Annotated in this window: 20 protein-coding genes; 6 read left to right on the forward strand and 14 right to left on the reverse strand. The window is 60.6% G+C overall.

The features are described 5' to 3' along the window. Positions 1-76: 76 nt before the first annotated feature. The gene (locus IVA82_RS15095; protein WP_247388593.1) at positions 77-1576 is read left to right on the forward strand and encodes a CoA-acylating methylmalonate-semialdehyde dehydrogenase; all 1500 of its coding nucleotides are present in this window, start codon (positions 77-79) and stop codon (positions 1574-1576) included. Positions 1577-1804: 228 nt separating this feature from the next. On the opposite strand, the gene IVA82_RS15100 is transcribed toward IVA82_RS15095, so the two are convergent. The 12 genes from IVA82_RS15100 to IVA82_RS15155 form a co-directional block, all read right to left on the reverse strand. Then, positions 1805-2791: a pyridoxamine 5'-phosphate oxidase family protein gene (locus tag IVA82_RS15100; RefSeq protein ID WP_247493371.1), complete on the reverse strand. Its 987-nt coding sequence runs from the start codon at positions 2789-2791 to the stop codon at positions 1805-1807. A gap of 27 nt (positions 2792-2818) precedes the next feature. Next, positions 2819-3430, reverse strand: coding sequence for a glutathione S-transferase (locus IVA82_RS15105; RefSeq protein WP_247388595.1), 612 nt, complete (start codon positions 3428-3430; stop codon positions 2819-2821). Positions 3431-3741: 311 nt separating this feature from the next. Next, positions 3742-3933: a hypothetical protein gene (locus IVA82_RS15110; RefSeq protein WP_247388596.1), complete on the reverse strand. Its 192-nt coding sequence runs from the start codon at positions 3931-3933 to the stop codon at positions 3742-3744. 117 nt (positions 3934-4050) lie between these two features. Next, positions 4051-5127, reverse strand: coding sequence for a carbon-nitrogen hydrolase family protein (locus IVA82_RS15115; protein ID WP_247493372.1), 1077 nt, complete (start codon positions 5125-5127; stop codon positions 4051-4053). A gap of 92 nt (positions 5128-5219) precedes the next feature. Next, the gene (locus IVA82_RS15120; protein WP_247493373.1) at positions 5220-6203 is read right to left on the reverse strand and encodes a molybdopterin-dependent oxidoreductase; all 984 of its coding nucleotides are present in this window, start codon (positions 6201-6203) and stop codon (positions 5220-5222) included. 88 nt (positions 6204-6291) lie between these two features. Beyond that, on the reverse strand, positions 6292-7185 hold the full coding sequence (locus IVA82_RS15125) for a LysR family transcriptional regulator (protein ID WP_247493374.1): 894 nt from the start codon (positions 7183-7185) through the stop codon (positions 6292-6294). Between the two features lie 187 nt (positions 7186-7372). After that, positions 7373-8173 carry an ABC transporter ATP-binding protein gene (locus tag IVA82_RS15130; RefSeq protein ID WP_247493375.1) on the reverse strand — a complete coding sequence of 267 codons (801 nt, stop codon included), beginning with the start codon at positions 8171-8173 and terminating at the stop codon, positions 7373-7375. A 4-nt stretch (positions 8174-8177) separates the two neighbouring features. After that, the gene (locus IVA82_RS15135) at positions 8178-9026 is read right to left on the reverse strand and encodes an ABC transporter permease (protein WP_247493376.1); all 849 of its coding nucleotides are present in this window, start codon (positions 9024-9026) and stop codon (positions 8178-8180) included. Continuing rightward, a complete protein-coding gene (locus tag IVA82_RS15140) occupies positions 9026-10261 on the reverse strand; it encodes a CmpA/NrtA family ABC transporter substrate-binding protein (protein WP_247493377.1) in 1236 nt (411 codons plus the stop codon). The genes IVA82_RS15135 and IVA82_RS15140 overlap by 1 nt, the downstream gene beginning before the upstream one ends. 216 nt (positions 10262-10477) lie before the next feature. Next, positions 10478-12043 carry a sodium/solute symporter gene (locus IVA82_RS15145; protein ID WP_247493378.1) on the reverse strand — a complete coding sequence of 522 codons (1566 nt, stop codon included), beginning with the start codon at positions 12041-12043 and terminating at the stop codon, positions 10478-10480. Positions 12044-12052: 9 nt separating this feature from the next. Further along, on the reverse strand, positions 12053-12346 hold the full coding sequence (locus IVA82_RS15150; protein ID WP_247493379.1) for a DUF485 domain-containing protein: 294 nt from the start codon (positions 12344-12346) through the stop codon (positions 12053-12055). A gap of 532 nt (positions 12347-12878) precedes the next feature. Beyond that, a complete protein-coding gene (locus tag IVA82_RS15155) occupies positions 12879-13607 on the reverse strand; it encodes a class I SAM-dependent methyltransferase (RefSeq protein WP_247493380.1) in 729 nt (242 codons plus the stop codon). Between the two features lie 1143 nt (positions 13608-14750). Here IVA82_RS15155 and IVA82_RS15160 point away from each other — a divergent pair. From IVA82_RS15160 to IVA82_RS15180, 5 genes are all read left to right on the forward strand, one after another. Beyond that, a complete protein-coding gene (locus tag IVA82_RS15160) occupies positions 14751-16187 on the forward strand; it encodes a sugar ABC transporter substrate-binding protein (protein ID WP_247493381.1) in 1437 nt (478 codons plus the stop codon). 67 nt (positions 16188-16254) lie between these two features. Next, positions 16255-17178, forward strand: a complete 924-nt coding sequence (locus IVA82_RS15165) for a sugar ABC transporter permease (RefSeq protein WP_247493382.1) — start codon at positions 16255-16257, stop codon at positions 17176-17178. Next, a complete protein-coding gene (locus tag IVA82_RS15170) occupies positions 17175-18014 on the forward strand; it encodes a carbohydrate ABC transporter permease (RefSeq protein WP_247493383.1) in 840 nt (279 codons plus the stop codon). Before IVA82_RS15165 ends, IVA82_RS15170 begins: the two co-directional genes overlap by 4 nt. 10 nt (positions 18015-18024) lie before the next feature. Then, positions 18025-19128 (forward strand): ABC transporter ATP-binding protein, encoded by a 1104-nt coding sequence (locus IVA82_RS15175; RefSeq protein ID WP_247493384.1) that lies wholly within the window; start codon positions 18025-18027, stop codon positions 19126-19128. Between the two features lie 35 nt (positions 19129-19163). After that, positions 19164-20054: an SMP-30/gluconolactonase/LRE family protein gene (locus tag IVA82_RS15180; RefSeq protein WP_247493385.1), complete on the forward strand. Its 891-nt coding sequence runs from the start codon at positions 19164-19166 to the stop codon at positions 20052-20054. 44 nt (positions 20055-20098) lie between these two features. On the opposite strand, the gene IVA82_RS15185 is transcribed toward IVA82_RS15180, so the two are convergent. Then, the gene (locus IVA82_RS15185) at positions 20099-21952 is read right to left on the reverse strand and encodes a TRAP transporter large permease subunit (RefSeq protein ID WP_247493407.1); all 1854 of its coding nucleotides are present in this window, start codon (positions 21950-21952) and stop codon (positions 20099-20101) included. A gap of 35 nt (positions 21953-21987) precedes the next feature. Continuing rightward, complete coding sequence (locus tag IVA82_RS15190) at positions 21988-23013, reverse strand: TRAP transporter substrate-binding protein (protein ID WP_247493386.1); 1026 nt, start codon at positions 23011-23013, stop codon at positions 21988-21990. Positions 23014-23137: the final 124 nt, after the last annotated feature.

The raw sequence follows: 23137 nt of genomic DNA on the forward strand, positions 1-23137 counted from the left end.
AATTCGGCCGTTGATGCAGCATTTTTATGCGCTGCATATCTGGCTCGATCAAGCATCATGTTAGGGAGAGCAGCCAATGCCCGTGACTATTTTGAACTTCATCAATGGCGAGCTGGTGCCGAGCCGGGGCCCTCGCACCGCGCCGGTTTACAACCCCGCGACCGGCGAGCAATCGGCAACGCTCGCACTCGCCACGACGCAAGACGTGCGGTCCGCCGCTGCGGCGGCCCGCAAGGCCTTCCCGGCCTGGGCGAACACACCGCCACTGCGCCGCGCTCGTATTCTCAACCGTTTCCTGCGGATCATGGAGGACCGAATCGATGAACTTGCCCAAGTGATCACCGCCGAACACGGCAAGGTGCTTTCCGACGCCAAGGGCGAGATCCAACGCGGCATGGAGGTGGTGGAGTTCGCGACCGGCGCGCCGCAACTGCTCAAGGGAGAGATCAGCGAGAATGTCGGGACCCGTGTCGACAGCCACTCGCTGCGTCAACCGCTCGGGGTGGTCGCTGGCATCACGCCATTCAATTTTCCGGCCATGGTCCCGATGTGGATGTTCCCGGTTGCGCTGGCCTGCGGCAATACGTTTATCCTCAAGCCGTCAGAGCGCGATCCCTCGGCCTCGCTCGTGCTTGCGCAGTGGCTGAAGGAGGCCGGGCTGCCCGACGGCGTGTTCAACGTCGTGCATGGCGACAAGGAAGCGGTGGATGCCATTCTAACGGATCCCGACATCGTGGCGGTCAGCTTCGTCGGCTCGACGCCGATTGCGCGATACATCTATGAGACGGCGACCAGCCACGGCAAGCGCTGCCAGGCGCTGGGCGGCGCCAAGAACCACATGATCGTAATGCCTGACGCCGACATGGACCAGGCGGTCGACGCTCTCATGGGCGCGGCTTATGGCTCCGCCGGCGAGCGCTGCATGGCAATCTCGGTAGCCGTTCCGATCGGAGACACGACCGCCGACCGTCTGATCGAAAAGCTGACGCCCAAGGTCCGCGCGCTTAACATTGGTCCCGGTACCGACCCCGATGCCGAGATGGGCCCGCTGGTGACGAAGCAACACCTCGACAAGGTCCGAGGCTATATTGACGCCGGCGTTGACGAAGGCGCGAAGCTGATCGTGGACGGGCGCGATTTCCATCGCCAGGGCTACGAGAAGGGCTACTTCATCGGCGGCAGCCTGTTTGATCGCGTGACCACGGACATGAAGATCTATCGCGAAGAAATCTTCGGACCGGTGCTCGTGGTAGCTCGGGCCAAGTCCTATGACGATGCGGCCAACATGATCAACCAGCACGAGTTCGGCAACGGCACCGCAATCTTCACCAGGGACGGCGATGCGGCGCGTGAGTTCGCGCATCAGATCCAGGTCGGCATGGTGGGCATCAACGTACCGATCCCGGTGCCGATGGCATTCCATTCGTTTGGTGGATGGAAAGCCTCTCTGTTCGGCGACCATCACATGCATGGCCCCGAGGGCGTTCGCTTTTATACCAAGCTGAAAACGATCACGACCCGTTGGCCGACCGGCATCCGGGCAGGCGCCGAGTTCGTGATGCCGACGATGTCCTGATCGTCTCCAAATGGAAGGCCGTGGCAGCTCCACGGCCTTCCAAACCTCCACTTGGCTCAGGCCTCAAATGGTGAACTCTGGCAAATTGCCGCCAGAGAGGCCGATTCGGCCGATCAATCCGTGAATATCGCCCTAGAATCGTCGGACCAGACGCAGATTTGCCCTGTCGATCTCCATCGGCGGCCGAGGCCCTCTGCTGTCATGCTCGCTCTCCTCAACTCCGTTGGGTCATTGGAAACGCTCACCCCTCGGCCAAGCTCCCGTGGTGAGCGCCCTCGGAGAATATTCGACCACCTCTCCGATGAGAGGGATCGCCGCAGCCCGCACTCTCCGGGCAGCTGTGACATGAAGCCGCCAGGCGCGCTCGGCGCCCTTGAAGCCCTGAATCGGCGGATCATTCCAGAGCAACTCGATCGTCCCCTGCAGAACTAGGACATCTCCGATGACAAAGTCGACAAAAAGCAGTCCCGCCCTGGGATTGGACACAAAATTGCCGAGCGTGTTGAAAAAGGAATTACCCGCAAAGTCCGGAACGGTGATCTGGTTACCCGCCACGTCAATGAAGCCCGGCTTGCCACCGCGGTGAGAGATATCGCAATCGAACGATGATCCGTCATCTGAAGGCGCACATGAGGCGACGAAGAAGGTCGCGGACCGGCGGATCAGGTCTCGTGCCGCATCGTCCAAGTCGTCGAACGCCTCCACCTCGCCGGGACCGAGTTGCTCCAGTGGCGCGGATCGTGCCGGGCTGATATGGCGCGTGTGGATGTATTGAGGGCAATTGCCAAAGCTCTGCACGACCGCCACCTCGAAACCTGTCTCGTTGACAGCTATCAGCGTTCCGTTCATGCGGTTTCGCCGGCGATTGGTCAGGTCTATGCCCAGCACGCCCACGCTGGCGCTCATGGAAAGATTCGTTCCGAGCTGGTCGAAGGTCTTCGGTAACGATTCGATGCATAGCCGTCCTGGATCCGGCGAAGAGACGAATCCGCGCGGGCCAAACAGGATCGAAGGGACCGGCCAGCCCGTTCGGTCCGACGAGCCGACAAGGAGGTATTCGAGTCCTGCGAAGAACGCGCGGTGCTGATCTGGCATCCATGTGCGGATGGAGGTTTTCCCGCGCTCGCTCACTCTGTCGGCAACGCCGACGCGTCGCTGCACGTCGATCTCGCCCTGGTGAAAAGGAGACGAGCTCCGTTCGGAAAGACTGGCCATGACCGCACCTCGAAGAAGGTTTTCCGATCAGCTCGCAGGCGCGCTTGGCATCCGCTGAAAATTCGGAAGTGCTTCCAGTCGCCCCAGCCAGGCGACAATGTTCGAATAGGACGACAGCTCAATGCCTCCCTCGGGAGCGGCTCGCGTGTAGCTGTAGCAGGCGAGATCAGCCACGGTCGGATGCGTTGCTGCGAGAAATTCGTGCTTCGCAAGATGACCATCCATCACGCTGAACAGACTGCTGGCGATCTCGGCCGCTTGCCGGCCATCGACGGGCAATTTGAACACCGTTGCGAGCCGAGCTGTCGCTGGTCCATATGCGAGCTGTCCCGCCGCCACGGACAGCCAACGTTGCACGGCAGCTGCACTAACGGGATCTTCCGGAAGCCACGTCTCGGTATTGTCGTAGCGCTTGGCCAGATAGATCAGGATTGCGTTGGAGTCGGCAACGATGGTGCCGTCATCGTCGATGACAGGTATCTGCCCGAACGGATTCATCGCGAGATAGGCCGGCGTCTTCCGCTCCGCAGGCGGTGTCGGGATCAACTCGTAGGAGAGCGAGAGAAGCCCGAGCAAGAGCTCGACCCGGTGGCTGTGCCCCGACAATTTACCGCCATAGAGCTTGATGGTAGCTGACATTTCCAACTCGCTTTCGCTATTCGAACATTGTCCCGGTCCTTATCATTTCCCATTCGGGCGATAATCGAATGTTCTTTCAATTTACCATTGCGGTTTTCGCAACGATCCAGACGAGCAAAATGACTGGCCGGTCGAGGTGTTGAACTGCCGGCCTCCGTTTCTCCGTCCAGAGCGTTTGCGCTTCTATCCTCTGAACTCCCCGAGATAGCGCTCGCACAACACGTTCTTCTGAATCTCTCCCCATGGTATTCGGGGGCAGCTCGATCGCGCAGAAATCGCGGTTCGGCAGCTTGTAGGCAGCCAGCCGCCCTTCAGCACCGCGACAATGTCCGTTTCTCGAGCAGCGCCTCCTGCCGTTGGACGACGGCCGCGACAACTCGCTCGCCGAAATCAGTATGCGGCAGTCCGACGACCGCGCTTTCGAGCACATCTGGAATGAGGTCGATCTCGATCTCGACCTCGACCTCCTTCGGATGAACGTTGTAACCGCCCGAAATGATCACATCCTTCGCGCGCCCACCTTCAAGGGGAGCCGATGGCGGAACACCCGACTTCTATCGGTCACTGCCTCCAACAGCTCGCTGAGAAAGCGCTTCATGTCGGCCCCCTTGATGGATCACTCAGTCCGCAACTGCCCGCTCGAGCTCGGCCGCTCTGGGTCTGACCGTCTCGCGCTGCGACGACTGGACCGGCCGTTCGTCCCCCTCGCCCGCCTCCATGTCGATAAAGATGGCCGGCTCGCGCTGCGACCGGTCAATCGTCAGCGAAAACACATCGAAACGATTGTAGTAGCCTACGACGTCGTGAAATTGTTTTGGTTCGACGCATTGCGCGACGTCGATATCGGCATATGCGATACCTTCGCTGTCTGAGAGAACGTCGCTGATAATCTGCCCGGTTGGATCGAGGATCATCGATACAGCATTCGGTGTGCCCTCGATCAGATCTAGCATGGCGGGGTTCGCCTGTCCGAGCGCATCCTTCATACCCACATCGATGCAGGCGGACGAAACGATGTTGAAGCATTTGGCTTCAAACGAATGAGCTCCAGCCCGGATCTCAATGGCCTTGCGTAGGTCATAGCCCCCCTTCTCCTTGGAGGGACGCGTCGGCCAGATCGGCGGGTAGGTCGAAATATGAACTTGCTCGCCCTGCGCCATCAATGAATAGCGGGCAAGTGGATTCGTATTCTCACCACAAATCAGCATGCCAATGCGGCCGATGGAGGTCTGCGCGACGCGCAATCCGCGCGCATCTCCGGCAGCCCAGACCAGCTTCTCGTAAAAGGTCGGAACGAGCTTGCGATGATGATTCAGGATTGATCCATCTTGGCCGATCAGAAGATTGGAGTTCCAGATGCAGCCAAGGCTGGCAACCGTTCCTTCCGTAAAACCGATAGAGACCACGACGTTGTGGCGCTTGGCCGCCATCCTGACCTTCGTCAATTCCGGGCTGTCGAGCCGCAATGCTTGGGCCGACAACGCTCTGAAGAAATCATGAGACATGATCGGCGCCTGCAGCGCCGCCCACACGGGAAAGCCGGGAATGAACGATTCGGGGAAAGCAATCAGCGAGGCGCCGTTGCGTGCTGCCTCGGCGATGAGGTCGCAGGCCTTGTCTGCACTTTTGGCCGCGTCGAGGAAAACTGAAGATGTGTGGCACGCGGCAGCTTTGAAGCGCGGCAAATTCGACGGCATTTGAGACGATCCTCTCGGTTTCTGGCACCACAGGTTAGTCTTTCGCCGGCGGGCGGCGAATGCGGAAAATCTGCACGAGCGGTTGCGCGTCTTCAGACGACCAGGACGGGCACGCGATAGATCGCGTTGCGCCGGCCGACAGCCGGCTGACTCTCGCCCGATTGCGAGGTCGCCCGAGACAGGAGACCGCAGCATCCCTCTTTTACAATCCAATCACAGATGAACTTGGTCCAGGATCGTCCTGACACCTTCTCCAACCGGCATCCCTGCCAGCTCCGTCCTTCATCGGCGCTCAGTTCGACCGCCGCAATTCCGTCTTCACCCCAGGCCCATCCCCAGACTTGCAAAACCTCGTCACGCCTGAGCTGACTATTTGGCTTTGGCGCCACGATGACCGATTGGGGCGCGATCGCCCACACCGGCTGGGTCGAGCCGTCGGGCGCGAGGTCGTTGTACCACGTCGTGGTGAAGACGCCCGGAGCCCGCTCCGAGCGCAATTCGATCTTGCGGAGCCATTTGACGCTGTTCGTGCCGTAGAAGCCCGGGACCACCAACCGCAACGGATAGCCGTGCTCAGGAAGCAGCGGCGCTCCGTTCATCTCGTAGGCGAGCAAGACGTCGTCGGATATTCGGGAGAGCGGCAGATCCTTGGCGTAATGTCCGCACTCGATGCCTCCGAAGTCGCCGGAGTCCGCCCCCTGCGACCAAAGGAAATTTGCGCTCCTCGCCACGCCGGCCGATCCTAGCACATGATCCAGACGAACGCCCGTCCAGCGCACGTTGCAGACCCGCTGCGTGGGCTTGTCGGGCGCCAGCGGGCTGCCTGCACATTGATGCACCGACACCACCTCGGTCTTTGGAAAGGACTTGAGCTGACCGACGGAGAAGCTCGCGGGCGTCTCGACCACGCCGGCGATTTCCAGCGTCCAATCGTCCCCATGAGCGACATCGAGAACACCGAGATGGCACAACACGATGCAGCCTTCGACTGGCGTGATGGGGTCGGTCAGCAGATGCGGTTCAGAGGGAATTCGGCCGAAGAAGCCGCGTACCTTGTACGTAAAGTCGTCAGCCATCGCAGCGCTCCCTCGCGCCGGCATTCTAATACATCCCGGGAGGACGCCGAGCGTAAGAAACTCCGCAGATACTCTTGCGGGAATTCGATCACTCGAAGTCGTTCAGATACGCTCTGTCCGCCTTGAAGATCTCATGAAGGAACCGCAGCAGCGTACGCACCCTACCCATATATTCGATATCCTCATGGACGGAAATGTATAGCGATCGCGTGACGACCACATCCTTCATGAGCCGCACAAGGCGAGGATCCTTTTTTGCGGAAAAGAAGGGCAGAAGGCCGATGCCATGCCCGACAGCGATCGCATTCTGCTGGGCCGCCATGCTGGTCGATCGAAAGACGACGCTCTCCGGCACCAGGACATCATGCAGCCATTGCACCGGCTGGATAGCCACGAGATCGTCGACATAATCAATGAAATCGTGACGCTTCAATTCTTCCATCGTGGCCGGCGCCCCCCGTTCCACGATGTACCTGGATGATGCAAACAGCCCAAGCTTGAACTCGCCCGCGTTTTTGACCGAAAGTTTGGGGCCTACGAGGGGAACGAAGCTGATGCAGACATCCGCCTCGCGTTTGGTCAGATTGATCAGATGCCTTTCGGTGACCAGCTCCACGACAACACCCGGGTGCTTCTCATTGAATTGGACCAACTTCTCTGCAAGGTAGAAGGCGGCAATACCCTCCATGCTCGTAAGCCGGACGCGACCAGTGGGCTCGGTTGGCGTGGCGCGGAAATCTTCCGATATCACTAGGGCAGCGCCCTCAATTTTCTCGGCAGCCTGGTAGAGCTTGTGCCCGTCCTCCGTCAGCACGAACCCGTTCGGCTTGCGGTCGAAAATCTTGATACCAAGATCCCGCTCAAGCTCTGAAATGCGCCGGCTGACCGTCGTGTGGTCGACCTTGAGGCGCCGCGCGGCCGGCATCAACCGCCCCTGCCGGGCGAGTTCAAGGAAGAATTTCAGGTCGTTCCAGTCGAACATTCGCTCCTGCGTGCCAATCCGGAAGAGGCCAACGACCCAAAATCCGACGGTGGGTGACCGCCAGGCGCCCGATCAAACAATCTTCTACGGCGGCTTTCAAGATGCCTGAAAGCAAATTCCATCTTCGGGGGCCTGAGGCCGCGGGCCGCAACCCGCTCTTGTGGATCGAGGCGCAGGACCTCGGCCGCTACCGCTCTCCCATTCCCTGCGGAACGCATTCTCTCTTGTAGAGATACTCGAGAATCTCCTTTCTGTACTGCAGACTCCCGGCGTGGGTCGCCAGCTTAAGCCGGTCCCGCGGTCGCAAGGTATCGATCTCCCAAATCCGGCCGATTCGCGCCGCTGGTCCGTTCGAGAGCGCGACAATTCGATCGCTCAGGAAAATTGCTTCGTCTATGTCGTGCGTGACCATCACAACGGTGGTCCGGGTCTTTTCCACGATGCGAACTAGTTCGTCCTGAAGGCTCGACTTGGTCAGCGCATCGAGCGCGCCGAACGGCTCGTCCAGCAGCAGCACCTTAGGCTCGACCGCAAAAGCGCGAGCGATGCCCACCCGCTGCTTCATTCCGCCTGACACCTCGAATGGATACTTGTTGATGGCGTGCTCCAGGTGAACAAGCTTGAGCGCCTGTTCCGAGCGATCCTTCAATTCGGATGCCGCGGCACCTTTGAAGGCCTGTTTGACCGCAAGGCGGACATTTTCGTAGCAAGTCATCCAGGGCAACAGAGCATGGCTCTGAAAGACCATTGCGCGCTCCGGCCCCGGGCCCGAAATCGTCGTCCCGGCGCAGCGTATTGCCCCCTTTGTAGGCGCCAGAAGGCCAGCAACAATGTTTAGCAACGTGCTCTTGCCGCAACCTGAATGGCCGATCAAGCAGACAAACTCGCTGTTCTCGATAGCGAGCGAGACTCTATCCAGCGCCAGAAGCCCCTTGCCAGAACGGTCAACAAACGACATTGACACATCGTTGATCTCGAGATCCGCCATCGTCCTATTCCCGGAAACTGAGGCCTTCGCCTATTCGCTTGAGCAAAATGTCTAGCCCCAACCCAATGCCGCCGACCAGGACGATGGCGACGATCATGCTTGCGATCTGAAGGTTATTCCATTCGTTCCAGATGAAGTACCCGATGCCGCTCTGCGCGCCGACCATCTCGGCGGCCACGATGACAAACCAGGCAATACCGATCGAGATCCTCATTCCCGACAGGATCATGGGTACACTGGCGGGAAAGACGACGCGCGTGACATGCTCTAGTCGGGGTAGGCCGAATACGCGCGAGACGTTCAGCCATTCGGCCCGCACGGAAGCTGTCCCGGTTGCCGTGCTGATCAACATCGGCCAGACCGCACAGATGAAGATGATGAAGATCGTCGAGACGGTGCTGTCGCGGAACGTATAGAGCGCCAGCGGCATCCACGCGAGTGGCGATACCGGCCGCAGGATCTGAATGAAAGGATCCAACGCGCGATGGCAAGCAGGCCATAGACCGAGCACGAAGCCTAGGGGCACCGCGACGAGCAAGGCCAGCATGAAGCCCAGTGCTACGCGGCCCATGGAATAGGCCAAGTGCCATGCGATGCCGAGATTGTTGGGATTGTCGCGATCGAAGGCGTGTGTGATCAGCTCCCGGCCGCGGAGCGCGACGGTCCACGGTGACGGGATGGCACCGGCCTGCTGACCCGGCGCGCTCTCACCGGCGAGGCGAGCATATTCGGCGTCGGCGGCGCTAACACCTCCCGATGAAGCGGCGGTGAACCAGCCCCAGACGCACACAAACACGATGAAAATCGCGACCGAGGATACCCAGGGCTGCTGCAGCCGGCGTGGCACCTCCATCAGCCCGCCTTCCGGACCGAAGCCAGATAGTCCTGCGGCATATTTGAATCGAATTCCTTCCCGAGAATTCTTTCGGTGCCGAAGCCGACGGTTGGCGGCGTCACGCCCTGCTCGCGCATGATCCGCGCGGCATCGGTCGCCAGCATCACCTTTTCCGCCAGCACCTTGTAATCGACGTCCTCCTTTAGCATGTTCCAGCGCCGGAGCTGGGTCATCAGCCAGACTGCCGCCGAATATTGCGGAAACGGCTGATAATCAACCCGCCGCGCATCTTTCCTGATGGTGCCAAGGCCGTCAGCATACGTGCCGCTCACAACCTGCTCGAGGACAATTTCGGGCGCGTTGAGATATTGCGGTTCCGACAGCACCTTCGCCATGCCGACCCGGTTCTCCGGCTTCGAGACATGAAGACTGGACGCGATGATGGCGCGGTAGAACGCCATGAAGGTGTTGGGATTCTGCTGGATCCAGCTTTCCGCCGCGGTGACGGAGCAACAGGGATGGCCATCCCAGATATCCTTGGAGATCAGATGAATGAAGCCAGCGCCCTCGTAGACCGCGCGCTGACCGCCCGGCTCGCCGCCGAAAAAGCCATCGATGCTTCCGACGCGAAGGCTCGCCACGTACTCGGTCGGAGGTACGATGCGGTATTTGACATCCTGGTCCGGATCGAGCCCGGCGGCAGCCAAATAGTTGCGGAGCTGCAGGGTCTGATGACTTTGCTCAAACGGGACCGCGAACGTGAAGCCCTTCCAGTTCTTGGGATCCCGATTGTCCTTGTGTTTGTTGGCCAGGACGAGGGAGTTGCCGTTCTGGTTCAAGATGGTCAGCACCTTGATCGACTGGACGTTGCCGCCGAGGCCGGCCGTCATCGTCAGGGGAACCGGCATCACCTGCTGCGAGACGTCCAGCTCGCCGTTGAGCATCTTGTCGCGGATTAGCGCGATGCCAGCAATCTTCTGCAAACTGACGTCCAGGCCTTCCTTGCTGTAGCTGCCGAGCCTCTCGCCGTAGATCAGCGGAACGGCGCAGGTGATCGGCAGGAAGCCAACAGCCAGTTTGGTTTTCTCGAGAGGCCTTCGCTCTTGGGCAATTGCCTTCAAGGTGTCGATTGGCAGGATGCTGGAGAGAGCGCCGATGAGTGCCCCAGCGCCAACGGTGCGAAGCAGTTCACGTCGCAAGATCGGCCGCGGGAAAAGACCATGCAGAAGTGCCTGCTGAACGCTGTGGGACACGGCCTCTTCGACAGTCGGCTGCGCGGGAGCATGCGCTCCGCAACTGCATAGGTTCCCGGTGAAGCGATGGTGATGTGAGGCGTCGCGCATGTCTGTCCCCTCTGGTCAAAACGTCCGGCTCAAAATCGTAACATTGACGCTCGAATGGCCTACGGCCGAAATTCTGCAGGAGCGTCTGCAATCCCGCGCACGCCATTCGGAGTTACCAGCTTTGGCTCACTCCGCCGATTGCGGCACCGTCCTTGAGCGCCCGAACAGGATGCGATGCTGCATCTCGTCGAAACGGCCATCCGCGTTCGTTTCCCGCGTCATCAGCGAGACCGCGATCGCCACGGCAAACGACAGCGGCATGCTGATGATGGCCGGGTTGCGCAGCGAGACGAACCACCAGGCGCCGCTGACCTGCGCCAGCGGCTTGCCGAGCACGTCGACCTGGATGGTCGGGGACAGCGCAATGAGCACCAGCGAGCTCAGCGTGCCGATCATGATGCTAGCGACGGCCGCTGGCGTGGTGAAGCGACGCCAGATGATGGCGAGGACCAGCGACGGAAAGTTGGCGGCACAGGCGATGGAGAAGGCGAGCCCGGCCATAAAGGCCACGTTCTGGCCTTCGAAGGTGATACCGAGCACGATGGCCAGCACCGAGATCGCAACCGTGGCGATCCGCGCCACTTTGAGCTGCTCAGCCTCCGATGCCGCGCCGTGGCGAATGACGTTGGTCCAGACGTCATGACACAACGTAGCCACGCCGGAGAGCGTCAGGCCCGCCACCACCGCCAGCATGGTGGCAAACGCAACCGCGCAGATGAAACCGAAGAAAGCGTCGCCGCCGACCGCGAGGGCGAGCAGAGGTGCGGCCATGTTGCCGCCACCGCCGGCTTTCGTCACCGCCTCCGGGCCGACCAGCACCATGGCACCAAAGCCGATGATGAACACCATTAGATGGAAGAAGCCGATCAGCCCGGTGGCATAAAGTATCGATAGTCGGGCGGCCTTGGAGTCCCGCACCGTGTATACCCGCATCAGGACATGCGGCATCGCCGCGGTGCCGAACATCAGCCCGAGGCCGAGGGAGATCGCGTCCCATTGCCCGGAAACCACCTTCGAACCTGGCTGCAGCACTCTTGTGCCGTACTTATCCGCCGCTGCGGCGAACAGCTTGAGTGGGTTCATTTCGAAATGCATCAGGACCAGGACTGCCAGGAGCACTCCGCCGGCGAGCAGCAGCGCCGCCTTCACCACCTGCACCCAGGTGGTGGCGAGCATGCCGCCGAACAGCACATAGATGAGCATGGCGGCACCGACCAAAGCCACCGACCAAGTGTAGGGCAGGCCGAACAGCAACTTGATCAACGATCCGGTCGCAACCATCTGCGCGATGAGGTAGAACAGGATCACCGCCAGCGTACCGATCGCCGCGGCGAGCCGCACCGGCTTTTGGCTGAGCCGATAGGCGACCACGTCCGCGAACGTGAACTTGCCGACATTGCGCAGTGGCTCGACAATCAGAAAGAGGATGATCGGCCAACCCACCAGCCATCCAATCGAGTAGACCATACCATCGAAGCCATTCGAGGTGACAATACCGGCAATGCCGAGCAGCGCGGCCGCGCTGAGGAAGTCGCCGGCGAGCGCCCAGCCATTCTGCCAGGCAGTGATTTCGCCGCCCGCGGCAAAGAAGTGCTCCGTGGTACGGGTGCGCCGCGCCGCCCAGTAAGTAATCAGGAGCGTCAGGACCATAAACGCGAAAAAGAAGCCGATCGAGAGCGAGTTGTCGGCCATCGCGAGGTCCTAACGTTCGAGGTCACGAAGGCTGGGATCAAATACCCGGTTCGCCCACAGCACATAGATCAGGCAGAGCAGGAACGACGAAATGATGACGAGGGGGCCGAGCACGATGCAGAGCGAGAGTCCAGGCGCAAGCACGGTCCCCAAAAGCGGCTTGTCGAACGCGAACAACGCCATGAAGCCGAAATAGATCGCGATCATCGTCGCACAAAGCAGCAGCGCGAGCCTGAGGCGCCTCCTGGCGAGCGTGTAAGAACGAGGCGCGACGCCGGAATTGACGGAAGTCTGCGCGTCCATCCACCCCCCAAGAGTTCTTGATATCCACACTACCAGGCAGCTTCCGCCGAGCCGTAAGCAAAGGGAACCACGAAATTTTGCAATGTGCCGTGCGGATTTGCAGCCTCCGGAGAGGATGCAGTCTCGCTGGCAGCGTAGTGCTTGGCCAACCATTCGACCGTTTCTAGGCGTGTCGCCGACGCCAGGGTACGGGCACCGCATTGGCGGCTCGCCGCCGCGGTCCAGGCCAATTATTGCAACTTCGGGTTCGAGAGGGGGCGAACGCCGGTCGCAGCTTGACAGTCGGAACTGAGCGAGACTCCATGCACGCAAGGTCCATGTTGTTCGGATGAGCGGCCTTGCTGGGAGCGGCTGACGGCGGAAAAGTGAACTGTCCACGTCAGACGGCCGCTACCAGCAAATGTCAGCGTCGGTGGTTGCGAGCCCCTGATCTACTGTGGCCCCCTTCGCATGTCCGCCCTGGCGCGCCATCTTATGATCGAGCGCTTGGTGCCGTCCGATGCGCCCGCACATCAGATAGAAAGCCGATATGCTACCGCTTTGCGGATATGAGAAGCATCATCGGCCTCTCGATTTCCTCCTCCAAAGCGGGGTTTTCTCTGATCTGATCCAGCGATGGCGCGAACTCTTCAACGGCTTTAATTTCAAACCCGGCTTGGATCAGTGCGTTCAGGGTCGTGCCAATGGTCCGATGATATTTGACCACTCCTTTTACAAACCAGTCGGTCTGGCGCTCGCCCTCAACAGAGTAACGGTTCACGGGCCAGGTCTTGCGACCGTCCTCATCTTCGGTCCATCGCGGATAGGTGGCCGCCATGAAAATCGGATGTTCGATGGTAAAGACGAAATCGGCTCCGGGGACGAGCGATCGATGAACCATGCGAGCGAGCCGTTCGAAGTCGCGAACGTAGTGGAATGTCAGGGCGCTATAAGCGAGATCGAACGTCGCTTCGGGCAACTCAAGTGTTTCGAGATCGGCCATTTGGTACGTGATCGCGTCCTCGCGCGTGAACTCTTGCGCACGGGAGATCATGTTCTCGGACAGGTCGATTCCGAGGACTGACGCGGCACCCTGTTCGCGCATCCAGCGGGAAGCCCAGCCGAAGCCGCAACCAAGGTCGACGATCCGTTTGCCGACCAGGCTAGGAAGCAGAGCGCGTATCGCCGGCCATTCGGGCGCGCCGGACAGCCCCTGAACTTGTCTGGGAAGCTGACAATAGCCAGAAAAGAAGTCGGGATTGTCGTAGATATTTTGTGCCATGATGGACTCCATCGAAGATGATGGGACGAGGCACAGGTCAGGCGAAAAGCCTCGTCCACGAAGGGCGCGAGGCTCGGTATCGTTCCGCTGTCGATATTAAAGCGGTCGACATCCCGGCATCCCGCCTATTGGGATGCCGGGGAACAGGGAGACAATATGAGTATCCTTCTCGACCATGCAGAAATGATATTATCCCGTGCTGTCGGCGTCAACGCCGCATTTGCCGTTGCTTCCATTGGCCTCACATCGACTCGGAATGGCGCCGCGCCTGCGACCGCTCTCCTAACGAGGTTTGCCGACCAGCGCCGGTGAGGTCGCCTTTTGCAACGTTAGCCCCCTGTCTCAATAATGGCGACAAATGCGAACGCCCGTACGTCGGCTGTATCGTGATCGCTGGAAGCGGGCGGATCTTTCGGCGGCGATCTCGATCTGTATGCACGAGCACTGCGCGCGAGCAATTGACGAGTCGACTGCGACGTATGATCGGCAGCCAATATCTTGTGATCGAGCGTTTCACCAGCATCGATACGCTGGTGATTGCCATTGGCGCGGCGGTGGACGGGCCTGCTCTACACCGCTGACATTGCAGTGGCGGTCGATGATGCCCGCGGTCTGCACTCGGCAACGGCGCTGAGCCCCGGCCGATGGCGGCCAACACTTGGTTCGCATTACGCGTGCTTAGCATACGACGTGCGCAGGAGCTGTCCTGTTCAACCGCCACCTCGCAGATAGAGCTGGAACGGGTCGAGCAATCCGCACTTAATCTTGCTTCTGAGAGCCGCAGGCTAGACAGGTGAATGTAGCTCACCCATGCTTGCAAAGTTCTCATTTGTCGAAGAGTTCTGCGACAACGCAGACTGGCCCCAAAATCAGAGCTTAATTGCGTTTTGGGGGAGGATGCATGCTTCAAGGAAGCCACATCGCGTGCACTCGGGAAGCCCAGTCTGGCTGATCCAGACCTGGCCGAAAGACGCTGAGTGGCAATTCTCGCCATAGATGACTCGATTTGCCCGCGACGTCGGATCTGCCCGTGCGTGCTCGCGCCGCGGGGCGATATCCGCACCTGCTGATCAGCCAAAAGTCACGTGAGAAGCGCTCCAAAGCCGCCTGGCGGTTTGCGGACGCCAGGAGGAGGAAGAAGGGATGAAGTTCAGGACGTTTCTCTGCGCCGCCGCTGTCCTGGCGCTCACTGGTGCCTCGGCGCCAGCCGCCGATAAGGATGCCGCCGACGTCGCTGTCGAAGCCGCAAAGAAGTATGCGGGAACGACGATCAGCATCGTTTGGGAGGCCGGTCTTCAATCGCTCGACCCGCTGAACTATTCGGGCCCGAAATGGGAGAAACTCACCGGGATCAAGGTGAAGGTGGTCGAAGTGCCCACCGACCAGATGTTCACCAAGATCATGCAGGACTTCAAATCGGGTGCCGGCGCCTATGACGCGGTGAACGTCATTCCGTCCTGGATGCCCGACCTTGCGCGCGCTGGCGCGCTCGAGGCTCTCGACAAGTATGTCGACAAGTTCGGCTATCGCGACGAGTTGCAGGATATCGCGGCCGCGTACCGTGACAACCAGATGCAGTATGACGGGAAGATTTACGGCTTTCCGGACGACGGCGACGTGATGCTGCTCTACTACCGGAAAGACATCTTCCAGGATCCAAAGATGAAGGAGGAGTTCAAGGCCAAGTTCGGCTACGAACTCGCTCCGCCAGAGGACTGGAAACAGTTCGACGAGATCGGCCAGTTCATCACCGCCAAGATGGCTCCCAAGGTTTACGGCGCCGGCTTCTTCCGCACAGCGCCCTATCCGCAGTACATGTTCCAGGAACGCTTCCGCATGGAAGGCGGCAAGTTCTTCAATGCGGACACCATGAAGGCGACGGTGAATAGTGACATCGGCCTCAAGGTGTTCAAACAAATGCTGGCGGAAAACAAGTTCATGCCGCCGGGCGTAGAGCAGTGGAATTTCGTCGACAATCTCGCGGCATTTCTTCAGGGCACAACCGCGATGACGATCTCCTGGCCGCCCTATGGACGGTGGGCCGCTGGCTACGGTTCAGGCGAGGAAGCGTTGAAATGGGTGCCCAGATCACAGGTCGTCGGCAAGGTCGGCTACGCACTCACGCCTCTCGGCCGTCCGGAGCTCGGCGTCGGTTTCGACTTGTCGGTGTCGGCGACCAGCAAGAACAAGGAGGCCGCCTATCTCTTCATCCAATGGCTGAACAGCAAGAAGACCAGCCTCGAGCGCGTCCAGCTCCCCTATACGCTCCGCGATCCGTTCCGCCTGTCGCACTACGCGAGCGAAAAATACCGTGCGCTCTGGCCCGACGCTCCCGCCTATCTCGATGCGGTCAAGACTTCCGGCGAGAAGGGCCTGCTCGATCTCTCGCTGCTGCAACAGGACAAGTACGACGAAGCAGTGACCAAGGCGATCTCGAGCCTCTGGGCTGGCGAAGACCCCAAGGCTATCCTCGATCGCCTGGCGCAACAATTCGACGCCATCACTGAGAAGGTCGGCATCGACAATCAAAAGGCCGTCTACAAGGTCTGGGCGGCAAAGCCCGGCGCTTATCCCCAATAGTTGCCTTGGACACAGCACGGGAGGCGTAGTCCTCCCGTGCTGTGCTGTGCTGTTTCCTGGACTGATGATGACGCTTTCCGCAAGTCTCAATGGTGCCGAACAACGTCGGCCTAGCCGCCTCGGGCGCATGCTCGAGGACCGCCTGCCCTATCTCATCGTCGCGCCGGCCATTCTGATCCTTCTCCTGGTCGGCTTGTTCCCCTTGATCTATTTGCTGATCGTGAGCTTTCAGCGCATCACGATGACCGAGAACGACACGTCCTTCGTTGGCCTCTTGAACTATGCGGAGCTGTTCAGGGATGCTCGCCTCTGGGCCTCGCTCGGCCACACTGCCATCGTCACCGCGATCGCCCTGCCCCTCGAGCTGCTGATCGGCTTCCTGATGGCGCAGCTTTTCATCGATCGCATGCCCGGACGTCAGCTCTTCGTCGCGCTGCTGGTGCTTCCGACTGTGATCTCTCCGATCGTCGCGGGAGCAACCTGGCGGCTGATGTTCGACGTTCGCTTCGGTCCAATCGGTGAGATCCTGAGCTTCATTGCGGGCGAGCCGGTGCGGATCCTTTGGACGGTAAATCCTGCCTACGTCTATCCGGCGATCATCGTCTGTGAAGTCTGGCAGTGGTCGCCGTTCATGTTCCTGGTGCTGCTGGCAGCCTTGTCGAACGTCGACCAATCGCAGCTCGAAGCTGCGGAAATCGACGGTGCATCATACTTTCGCGTGCTTCGCGCAATCGTTCTCCCGGCGATCGCCCCCGTTGTCGCCGTGGCCTGCCTGATCCGAGGCCTGGACCTCGTCCGCATCTTCGACATCATCTGGGCTCTTACCGAAGGCGGCCCGGGCTCGATGAGCGAGACCATATCGCTCTACACCTATGTGCAGGGCTTCTCGCAATTCGAGACGAGCTATACGGCGGCGATCTCATTCCTGGTAATTGCGCTGCTGACGCTCGTCACCACCCTGGTCCTTAAGCGCATGGAGCTTGCGCGATGAGGGTCGCCAAGCTTCCGACGAGAAAAGCCCGCATCCTGGCGCTTCGCTATCTCGGCGCCGGCGTCGTAACCCTGCTGTTTCTGTTTCCGGTCTACTGGCTATTCATGATTTCGTTCAAGACGCCGGACGAGATCTATCATGTGCCGCCCTTGTGGATTCCCGGTCAGATCCAGTTCTCGAACTATTACGTGCTGTTCAAGGACGGTGATGTCCTTGCCATCCTGAACAGTCTGATCGTCGCCGGCGTCAGCTCCGGCATTGCGATCGTTCTTGGGACGCTCTGCGCCTACAGCCTCGCCCGGTTCGGCACCGGCGGCGAGAACCTGGCAATGTGGATCATCTCCCAGCGCATGATCCCACCAATTGCGGTCGTCTTTCCGATCTTCCTGATCTACGTCTATTTTGGTCTCGTTGACGGTTACTTCGGGCTGATCCTGCTCTACACAGCGTTCAATCTCCCTTACGTCATCTGGATGATGCGCGGCTACATCGTCGACGTTCCACTGGAGCTCGAGGAAAGCGCGCTCGTGGACGGTCTGAATCGATGGGAAGTGATCTGGAAAGTCGTCTTTCCGATGGTCCGCCCGGGACTCATGGCGACGTCGGTCTTCACCTTCGTCTTCGCCTGGAATGACTTCCTCTTCGCGCTGGTGCTCACGCGTACCGAGGTCATTACCTTTCCCGTCATGCTGACGCACTACTTCGGCGGACAATCGAATTTCTGGGCAAAGATCGCGGCGATGTCCGTCCTGGGGACTTTGCCGATCTTCGCCGCGGTCTCGGTGATGCAGCGCTATCTCGTGCGCGGCATCTCCTTGGGCGCAGTCAAGGGTTAAGGAGGGCGGAGTGGCTGACGTCAAGCTGTCCGGGGTGCACAAGTACTACGGCAACGTGCACGCGGTTCAGGGTGTGGATCTCACCATCACCGACGGCGAATTCGCGGTGCTCGTAGGGCCGTCAGGCTGCGGCAAGAGCACGCTGTTACGAACAATAGCCGGTCTTGAAGACCCGGACGACGGAACGATCACCATCGGCGGCGCAGTGGTCAACGATCTGCGCCCGCGCGAGCGCAACATCGCGATGGTGTTTCAAAATTACGCGCTCTATCCCTATTTGACCGTCAACGAGAACATCGGGTTCGGTCTACGCTCCCGCAAGACTCCAGAGATGGAGATCAGGAAGCGGGTCAGCGAAGCCGCCGAAATGCTCGGCATCGGCAATCTTCTGCAGCGCTATCCTCGGCAGCTCTCCGGCGGACAGCGCCAGCGCGTCGCCATCGGCCGGGCCATCGTCCGGAAGGCGGACCTCTTCCTCTTTGACGAACCTCTCTCGAATCTGGACGCTCAGTTGCGCGACGAGATGCGGACCGAGATCAAGCGTTTGCATCACGAGATCACGACCACGATGATCTACGTCACCCACGACCAGGTCGAGGCGATGACGCTCGCTGACCGCATCGTGCTGCTCCGTGACGGAAAGATCGAGCAGCAAGGCGCCCCGCTTGAACTGTTCGAGCAGCCCCGTACGGGTTTTGTGGCCGGCTTCCTCGGGTCTCCGTCGATCAACCTCATCCCGGCGACCCTCAAGACGAACGGCGGCGTTGCAGCAGTTGTGTTTCAGTCCGGCGATGCGCTGACACTTCCGCCCGCAAAGGCCACATTAGTCACCCACGAGGATGGACGGGAGGTTCTCGTCGGCATTCGTCCCCAGCACCTTACCCGGGCTGGCGGCGGACCTCTGCGCGCCGGAGTGGTCTCTTATTCAGCCGTCGCCGATCTCATTCAGCCGACCGGCACCCGCACTTTCACTACCATCAAGATCGGCGGAGTGGATGCGGTTGCCGAGCTGCAAGCTCATGACGTCAGCAGCCATGGCGAGCGGATCGACCTCGCCATCGACCTCAATCGTGTGGTGCTGATCGATCCGGCCAGCGGCCTGGTCATCGTATAACGAGAGCCAATGATATGGAAAAGGGGGAAGGAAAAATGGCGCCGAGCCACTTTGCCACCGGAATCGGAGCGCCCGAGGGCCCGGTGTGCCTGCCGGATGGATCAATGTATGTCACGGAGATGTCCGCGTCGACTCTTTGCATCACGCGGCTTGACTCTCGCGGCAACCGCAGGGTGATCCGGACAACGGGCGGTCGTCCGAACGGACTGACGACCGATGGTCACGGCCGGATCTGGATCGCGGAAGCCGGCCTGCGAGCGCTGATTTGCATCGACGAAAGCGGCACCGAGATCCGGCGCATGCAGGGCGAAGGTACGGACCGCTTTCTGTTTCCGAACGATCTCTGCTTCGGTCCGAATGGACTGCTCTACATGACCGACTCCGGCATGGTCGCTGAGGATTTCATCAACGGCCAGGCCTTCGTCGACGACTATATGAATCTTGACTGGGACGGCCGTGTGTATGAGATCGATCCAGCGGCCATGAAGGTCCTCCGCGTGCTCGATCGCAAGATCCGGTTCACCAACGGCATTGCCTTCGGTCCCGACAATCAGCTCTATGCCAACGCGTCCTTCACCGGCGAGATCTACCGATACGACGTGCTCGGCGAAGCCTCGCCGACACGTGCGGTCTTCGGCAACGTCCTGCAGCCTGATTCCAATCCCGACTTCAAAGGGCCGGATGGTATGGCCTTCGGGACGGATGGCCGCCTCTATTGCACGGTCTACAACCAGAAGAACGTCACGGTGCTGGACCGACGGGGTGAAGTGGTCGACCGGCTGATCCTGGATGGGCCGCAGCCGACGAATTGTGCCTTCACGCTCGATGGCAAGAAGCTGCGTGTCACTGAAGTCGGCAAGGGCCAGGTCGAGGAGATCGATATGGCCTGTGACGGCCTGCCGCTGTATCTGCCGAAATTCGCTTGACGAGGTGCCTCGCGGTTTTGTCCCGCGAGGCGTCCCGCCGAAGCTCAAAGGAAGCCGATCGATAGCCAGGGCACGGCCGCGACGATCAGTGTGCCGATCAAGAGCGCGATCATGTAGCCCACGATCGGCTTCATTCCCTCGTCCGGGTTGATGCGGCTGATCGCGCAGGCCGCGTAGTAGCCGACGCCGAAGGGTGGCGCGAACAGCCCGATTCCCATCGCGAGAACGACCACCATCGCGTAGTGGACGTCGTGCACCCCCACCTGCCGCGCAATGGGGAACAGGAGCGGACCGAACAACACGATGGCCGGGATCCCCTCCAGCACGCTGCCCAGGATCACGAAGGTCACGATCGTCACCGCCAGGAAGACAGGGACGCCGCCGGGAAGGCTGGTCATGAACTTTGCAAGAGAGGCAGAAAATCCCGACTGGGTCAGCGCCCAGGCCATGCCCGTCGCCGCGCCGATGATGAGCAGGATCGCCCCCGACAGCGAGGCCGTCTCGACCAGCATCGGATAGATGCGGCGCCAGTCAAACTGCCGATAGATGAAGAGACCCGCACAGGCTGAGTAAAGGATCCCGATGGTCGAGACCTCCGTCGCCGTCGCAACGCCTTCAACGACGGCGGTCCGGATCACGAATGGCAGCGCGATGGCGGGAAGCGCGATCACGAAAGCGCGGCCAATCTGCCGCCCCGTGGCTCGTTTGACGTGAGACAGATCCTCGCGCCGATATCGCCACCAAACGACGGCGGCGAGCATGCCCGCGAGCACCACGCCGGGGAGCAACCCGCCGGTGAATAGCGCGGAGATCGAAACACCCGTCACCGAGCCGATCGTGATCAGAACAAGTGACGGCGGAATCGTTTCGGTTTGGGCCCCCGTCGCGGCCAGGAGCGCAACGAGATCGCCGGGCTTGGCCCCCCGCTGCCGCATCTCGGGAAACAGCACCGGAGCCACCGCAGCCATGTCCGCCGCCTTGGAGCCGGAAATGCCCGAGACCAAATACATTGCCCCGACGAGCACGTAGTGCAGTCCGCCGCGGACGTGACCGAGAAGGCTCGCCAGGAAGCTGACCATAGCGCGTGCCATGCCCGTCATCTCGATGAGAAGGCCAAGAAAGACGAAAAGAGGTACGGCAAGCAGGATCAGGTGGCTCATGCCCTCATCCATCCGTCCGATCATCACCACGTCGGGCGTGTTGGTTGTCAGGGCGAGATAGCCGACCGTGGCGAGGCCAAATGCGAACGCGATCGGCACGGCCGCAAAGACCATCGCGCCGACCACGAGAACGAAGAAGATCAGGAGATTCAGATTGCCGAGCGGCTTCAAGACCGGCGCCAGCAGAACGAACGTCCCGATGACGCCTGCGACGATCGCCAGAGAGGCCAGCAAGCTGCGCAGGTTCGCGATGCGGATGAGCCGGAGGACGGCTGCGATCAGCATCAGCCCGATCCCGATCGGCAGCGCTGCCGCACGCCAGGTGTTGACGATCTCGAGCGCCGGAGTCGTGACGAATGCCTCATCGGCCGCGAATTCATAGGCCGGCCAAACGACGAGCACGAGAAATGCCAGCGACGCCGCGGCCGCTATGACATCCAGGAACGCGCGAACCTCCGCACCGAGCACGCCGACGATGGCGGTCATCCGCATGTGCTCGCCGCGCTGGAACGCAATCACCGATCCGAGCATGGCGAGCCAGAGGAAGAGAATACCGGCGAGTTCGTCGGACCAGACGATCGGCGAGCGGAACACGTATCTGCCCACGATGCCCGAGGACAGGACCGCGATCTCCGCCAGGACAATCATTGCTGCCGGGACTGCGACGACGTGACCGAGCACCGTATTCGCTTTCACTATCCAACTGCGCGAGCCTGCTTGAGACGCGCCGGCCGCCATACTGGCATCTGCGTGCGGCGTATGGCTCACGCTGGTCATGATAGCTGACCCGCGGCTTTTTCGAGCTGCGACCACGCCTCCTCACCGAACTTGCCCTTCCAGTCGGCATAGAAGCTGGTTTTGGACAAGGCCTGGCGGAAAGCGGCACGATCGACGTCGATGAACTTGAGGCCTTTGGCCGAGAGATCGGTTCGCAATGACTGGCTGAGCTTTGCGATATCGGCTCGCTGATCGACGGCAGAGCGGTCGAGCTCGCGAGTCACGATCTCCTGCACGTCCTTCGGTAGGCGGTCGAAGGCGCGCTTGTTGCTCAGGATCCAGTAGCCGTCCCAGACGTGCCCGGTCAGGCTGCACGTGCTCTGCACTTCATAAAGACGCGCGGTGGCGATGATCGGCAGCGGATTCTCTTGGCCGTCGACGACCTTGGTCTGCAACGCGGAATAGACCTCGTTGAAGTTGATCGGGGTCGGACCGGCGCCGAGCGCCTTGAAGAGTGAGGTCAGCAGCGGCGCGGGCGGTACGCGGATCTGGAAATTCTTGAGATCATCCGGCGTTCGCACCTCGCGGCCGGACGAGGTCACCTGACGAAAACCGTTGTCCCAGGCCTTCGACACCGCCATGATCGGCGTCTTGGCAATCTGCGCCCGGATATAGGTGCCGAGGTCGCCGTCCATCGCCTTCCAGACGCTGTCGTAGTCGGCGAATGCGAAGCCGGTGTTCACGATGCCCGCGCTTGGCACCAGGGTGGCAAGAATCGAGGACGATTGATTGAAGAACTCGACGCCGCCGCTGCGAACCTGGGTCAAAAGCTCGGTGTCGGAGCCGAGCTGATTGGCCGGGAACAGCCTGATCTCCAGCCGGCCGCTCGTGGCTTCGCGGATACGGTCGATCGCCTCCTGCGCCCGGATATTCACCGGATGGGTCGGGTCCTGTCCGGTCGCGAACTTGTAGACGAACTCGGCGGCGGACGCCGGGCGGGTCAGAATCCCGCAGAGAGGGACGGCCGTGGCCGCCATCAAGAGCGAACGGCGGCTGATGCTTCCGGGCTTCGAGATAGTCATGTCTTCCTCCTGATCCTGCATTGACGTTGGTGCCGACTGCATCAATCTGCGCTGGCATGCAGCCTTCCGGGCTCTTCGTTCACCGGCTCTCGACCGCCGGCATTAGGGCAAGAACCATCGCTCG

Source organism: Bradyrhizobium sp. 142 (assembly GCF_023074015.1).
Classification (GTDB): Bacteria; Pseudomonadota; Alphaproteobacteria; order Rhizobiales; family Xanthobacteraceae; genus Bradyrhizobium.